The sequence below is a fragment of the Spirosoma spitsbergense DSM 19989 genome, from assembly GCF_000374085.1.
GTDB classification, from domain to species: domain Bacteria; phylum Bacteroidota; class Bacteroidia; order Cytophagales; family Spirosomataceae; genus Spirosoma; species Spirosoma spitsbergense.
This window is the reverse complement of record NZ_KB893472.1, coordinates 1-5,543: the sequence shown is the minus strand read 5'-3', so window position 1 is coordinate 5,543 and position 5,543 is coordinate 1. Positions and strand designations below refer to the sequence as shown.

Annotated in this window: 5 protein-coding genes; all 5 read left to right on the top strand. The window is 43.5% G+C overall.

Annotation, left to right across the window (positions count from 1 at the left end; genetic code table 11):
* Nucleotides 1-88: 88 nt before the first annotated feature.
* Nucleotides 89-532, top strand: a complete 444-nt coding sequence (locus B157_RS0110030) for a DUF885 domain-containing protein (RefSeq protein ID WP_020603202.1) — start codon at nucleotides 89-91, stop codon at nucleotides 530-532.
* 704 nt (nucleotides 533-1,236) lie between these two features.
* Nucleotides 1,237-2,208 (top strand): hypothetical protein, encoded by a 972-nt coding sequence (locus B157_RS38165; RefSeq protein WP_020603201.1) that lies wholly within the window; start codon nucleotides 1,237-1,239, stop codon nucleotides 2,206-2,208.
* A gap of 453 nt (nucleotides 2,209-2,661) precedes the next feature.
* Nucleotides 2,662-3,108: a hypothetical protein gene (locus B157_RS0110020; protein WP_020603200.1), complete on the top strand. Its 447-nt coding sequence runs from the start codon at nucleotides 2,662-2,664 to the stop codon at nucleotides 3,106-3,108.
* Nucleotides 3,090-3,638: a hypothetical protein gene (locus B157_RS0110015; RefSeq protein WP_020603199.1), complete on the top strand. Its 549-nt coding sequence runs from the start codon at nucleotides 3,090-3,092 to the stop codon at nucleotides 3,636-3,638. The genes B157_RS0110020 and B157_RS0110015 overlap by 19 nt, the downstream gene beginning before the upstream one ends.
* A 539-nt stretch (nucleotides 3,639-4,177) precedes the next feature.
* The coding region (locus tag B157_RS0110010; RefSeq protein ID WP_020603198.1) for an IS110 family RNA-guided transposase at nucleotides 4,178-5,543 on the top strand (1,366 nt) is incomplete at its 3' end.

Sequence of the window (5,543 nt, the reverse complement as noted above, 5' to 3'; positions counted from 1 at the left end):
GGGCATCAACGAGGGCATGTAATTCTTCTCTGGTCATGGGAACAAGGGCTTTTTGAGGCTATGTCAACAAGATACTGGTATTTTTGAAATGCACCCAAACGGAGCTTTCGTGGAAGGTTGGGCTTTGTACACCGAATCTTTAGGAAGAGATTTGGGGCTTTATACGGATCCGTATCATCAGTTGGGTGCATTGGGAATGGAAATACACAGAGCCATTCGGTTGGTGGTTGATGCCGGATTGCATACAGGAAAAATGAACAGAGAAGAAGCCATAAAATACAATATGCAATACGAACCCATTTCGAAAGAATTGGCAACTGCAGAAATCGAGCGTTATATGGCTTGGCCGGGACAAGCGCTTTCTTATAAAATCGGTCAATTAAAAATTCTGGAGCTTCGTGATAAATATAAAAAACAATTGGGCGATAAATTTAGTGTACGGGATTTCCACGATACCATTTTGAAAGGCGGTGCGATGCCTTTAACAGTTTTTGAAGATTATATGGACGACTGGGCAAAAAACGTGAAATAAACAAAAGGTAAGTAACGGACGGACGAAAACCTTCCCATAACAAGAGTTTTGCGTCAGGCGGCTGAAGCGCAAAATTCAACGGTAGCTTTTCAATCGAACTTTAGTAATGACATTAGTTTTGTGCTTCGGTTTTCCGCCCGAACGCAAAGCACCAAAATGTTGGATATAACAAGGCTTTGAAGTACGTTGTGTTCGCTCCGCATAGGGTCGCTTTCCGGCGACAGGTTAGTCGCCCCGGAGGAAAGTGTTCAGCCCAACGTGGGCAGGGGCGTAAAGGCTCGTACCTCGCCATCAACCCCTGCGGGTGTTGGGTGCAGTTACAGTAAAATACGGGAAAAACACGCTATCAATAAGTCTTTTAACTCGTTAGCTTTGAACGTACTTAATAATAGAATTTTGTGCTATAGGGCACCCATGTCTCTTATGAGGGCTGCTTGAGGCTTTAATTTTTGGGTTGTGAGCGACAGAAACGCCCCGGTTTGATAGAGTGAAGTCTTAAGAACGATTCTCATCTGATAAAGCAAACATTCCTGTTAGGCAGTTTGAAAATTTCCAAGTCAACCTTGGAGCGACAAGCTAAATCCTTGAGCAGAGCAGTTTTATGAATTGAGCGTTCAAAGACATCGCTAAGAACTACTTGTTTTTAATCCGCACGGCGTTTGTTAAGCCGGTTTGTCTAAAAATCAAACTATGCACATCACGTTATGAGAACTGAACAATTGGTAATGACCCAAATCAAAAATGCAGTCGGCACGATGATGCTGGTGGTTTTATTGGCGTTGTTGCAGGCGTGTGGCTCGGACGGTAAGAAAGAATCGCGCACGGAAGACGCCATCGAAAATACAGGTGATGCAATGTCTGCTGATGCCAATGACGCAGCCGAAGCACGCGAGGACATCGAAAAAGCTGACCACAAAGCTGAATCGGAAGAGAACGAGGTAAGGAATAAGGCTACTTTCAAGCGGAAACGCAAAAACTTAGGCTCAAAACGGCCTGTCAACAGGAAGCCAAGTTCTATTCTTGGACCGGAGCAGGTTAAAATAACTAAGGCGGATTCACTAAAGACGTTGCTGCGGGATTTTAAAGAATCAATGGAGATAGCCTCCATTGCATTTTCGGCCCCTACATCTATGAGTCTGAACGAAACACAAACGATTACACTACTACTAAATCCAAGTGAAACAGCCGCGCAAGTAAAGGATCAATTGGAGAGGGAGATCGAAGCAACGGCGAATGATAACTCCCAAGCTATGCAGATTGATACGGCTACGGTTAAAATTTCCCGTTATATGGTTGCCGATCTGACTGGACAGGGGTTTGATATAAAAGACGCTCCGCAAGAAAGGCAATTAATCGACCCTGAAGGAAAGACAGAATGGAAATGGGACATAAAAGCTACTGATAAAGGCACTCATCAGTTGCACCTCACTCTTTGGGCAGAAATTGATTTAGGGGGCTTAAATGACCGAATCCAAATAAAAGCATTTCATAAAGTGATCACCGTAAAGGTGGGCATTATAGACTCGATTACTGAGTTTGTAAGCAAGAACAAAGACATGATTACGCTGACCTTTGGCTCAGGCGTATCCTTACTCGGCGGATATAGGCTTTTCCAGCGTTGGCTAAGACGAAAACGCAGCACTAAGGAGGAAGAGGAGCAGAAGCCCAAAGCATAGTCATGTCCTTCACGCCGGTTGCGGTTGAAAGGCGAGTCGTCCCGGCAGCCGAGTTTGACAAGGCTCGGTACAAAGGTTTGGAAGTAAGTTGTTGTCCGCTCCGTGTGGGTCACTTTTCCGGCGACAGGATGCACGCCCTAGAAGGATAGCGGCATCCCAACCTGCTTAGTGTGTAAAGGCAGCGGGTACTTGCGTTTTTTCAAGTAGCCTATTGGGTCATCAGCACTCAGAGTTGTTGGGTGAAACAAACAGTAAATAACGTAGTAGCGGACTTCTGTGCAACAAGTTAAACGTTCTGGTTAGGAAGTTTGAGGCTCCCATTTCCGTGTCTCGACTGAGAGGGAGAACGCCCTGACAGATTAGAGTTGTAAAAGTCAAAAGTTTGTGCATTTTTTCAATTAAATAGCCCCATATTAACTTCTGCGGATGTTGAGTGGCAAAACAACAAATTGTATGAGCAGCGATAGAATAGTAATACTTGCTTCATATAACACTGGTCCTGAATATGAAGAGAAACAACAAAAAGCAAAGGAGTTAAACAAGGAAGGTCTAAATGTGAATCTCTTTCACCTTTTGACTCTTACTTGGGATGATAAGCTGCCTAACGATAATGTTGAATTAAGAATGATAACTAATTTGGAGAAATGTATGCAGTATTTCAATCCAAGTATATTAGCCATTCATAATGGTTTAACAATTAATCTAAAAAAAGATGAGTTTGTAGGTGCCATTGAGAAATTTAAAAGGAAGTATCCGTCAATTTTACTGCTACTGGAATATATGAATAAACCAGAAAAAAGTTCAAATTTTAAAAATATATATGGTTTTCAAGAATGGTCAGAGGAGTATTTTTTAAGAGATCACCCATTATACGACATAATATGGAAACCAAAGATATAATCTCTATTATAGCTCTCTTCGTTTCGGTTTTGACTCTAATTTGGTCTTTTCTAACTTCTAAAAAGTTAGAAAATTATAAAGGGCAAGTTAGCTTAATGAAAGAATATATTGAAACTATAATGCACAAAGAGTTGCCTGTATTACAAGAACTTATAGAGGTAATAAGAGAAGGCAGACTTTTAATTGAAAAATTAATTGAACGTAACCAAAATGTTGAATTAATTTACGTCAAGAGTGTGCTTGACGAATTGGAAGAAAAATATACAAAAGTTTTGTTATTTCTAAAAAAAATGCCTGAAGATATTCAAAATAATGCTTCAATAGTCTTTATGCATGAGTTGAAAAATAAAATTCGTAATACAATTGAGAAGTTACAAGATAAGGAATGGGCAAATGATGGAGTCAAAAAAAACGAACACTTGTCAACACTAACTGATATACGAAATGATGAAGTTATTTTAATAGAAAAATTCTCCAAATTACACAAAATACTTATCGATTATTATAAAAATGAATTAAAGAGAATGTAAAACAGTAAACAGAAGATATTTTTAACAGGTTGATGGTATATTCGATAGGTCAGTTTTTGATTGAGCGACTATGCTTGAGCGTTTCTATCTTGATATGGTAAGATTTCCGATCTCAAGCTGACCGTCTCGACAGATAGATTTCACTGGATGAGTACATCGCATTACTAATATGATTCGTATGAGGCCATTTATCAGCGACAGTTCGCACGTCCCGCAGGAAAGTCTTCAGCCCAACAGCCACCGTGTTCGCGGGCGAACGAACCCAGAAGAACGCATGAGAATAAAAATCCACCTTTGGGCCTTATATTTACCCTGCTGTCAGTAGCCCCTTCGTGGGAAGATCGTCCTTGTTTGTTGGTGCTTATCAACCCGTCCAACCGCCCGATTTGGCTATTGGTCATGTGCTGGTTAACCAGTTCATGCCTTGAGAACCCAACTGGTAGAGGGGCTGCGGCCCTTACTCCGTACATCCTGATTATTGTCTTTCTAAAATAGCCCGCTGACAGCCTTTTTGTTCTAACTGCTTACCCCTTCTAACCATGAAAAAGCAGGATAACTATCTGGCCATGCCCATCGTCCATCAGCAGGTGGCGGGCATCGACATCGGCTCTCAGTTCCATGTAGTAGCCATCGGCGATGATCCCAAACAACACGTCCAACAATTTGGGGTCTCCACGAAAGAATTATTTCGACTGGCTCAGTGGCTGACTGAGCATCAGGTCAAACATGTAGCCCTGGAAGCGACCGGCGGGTATGAACGAGCCTTGGTCAATGTGCTTCAGGAAGTGGGTTTCGAGGTTTTAGTTACCTCAGGAGCCAATACGAAGAATTACCGTCGGTTTAAGTCGGACACGTCCGATGCGATTCACATTCGAACCCTGCACAGTCTGGGTTTACTGCCACCGATTTTCTTGCCGGACGAGTTTTCAACACTTATCCGGCCGCTGGTACGGCTACGGAAGAGTCTGGTCGAGGATGCTGCCGATTACATTCGCCGTATCCAGAAGGCTCTACGGGCGGGCAATGTGCGGCTGGATACGGTACTGACCGATACCAATTCAGTGTCAGGTTTGCGTATTATTACTGCTATCTGTCAGGGCCAGGAAGACCCCATTAAACTGGCCGAACTGGTGGATAGTAAGTGCAAAAAGAAACCCGCCGAGATCATTGAGTTGCTGCGAGGCAACTGGAATGGGGCGATGCGTTTTGAAGTCCGTAGTAACTATCGGCTGTACCTAAACTTACAGGCCGAAATCGCCGAGTTAGACAAGGAACTCGACGGCCACTTTACCGACCATACTAAGGGACTCGAACAGCCCCAAGCAGTAGCTGATCCCACTGTAGGCCGCCAAAAACTACGGCAGTCGCGCAACACGCCCCGCCTACCTATTGAGCAATATGCTCATAAACTGTTAGGCGTTGACCTAAGCAACATTCCCGGTTTGGGCCGGGATGCTCTACTGACGTTTATGGCCGAAGTGGGGGAATCTATCACCAAGTTTCACTCAGCCAAAGCGTTTGCCAAGTGGTTAGGCTTCACCCCCAATAACAAAGCGTCTGGTGGTAAAGTGTTGTCGAAGAAGACCTTGAAAAATAAGTCAACGTTGCCCAACACGTTTCGGATGGTGGCTAACTCATTGGGCAATATGAAGAAACCTAACCCAATGACAGCGTTTTTTCAGCGGATTGCTTATCGAGCCGGTCGGATCAAAGCGATCACGGCCACGGCGCGGAAACTGGCGGTCGTGGTCTACAAGATGTTAACGACGGGGGAAGCGTATGATCCGGGTAGATTGGTACGAGATATGGCGCAGGTGAAGCAGCAACAGATTCGTCAGATGAAGAAAAAGTTAGTCAAGTTTGGGATAACTAGTGCGGATTTAGGGCTTTTTACTAACTTAAAAG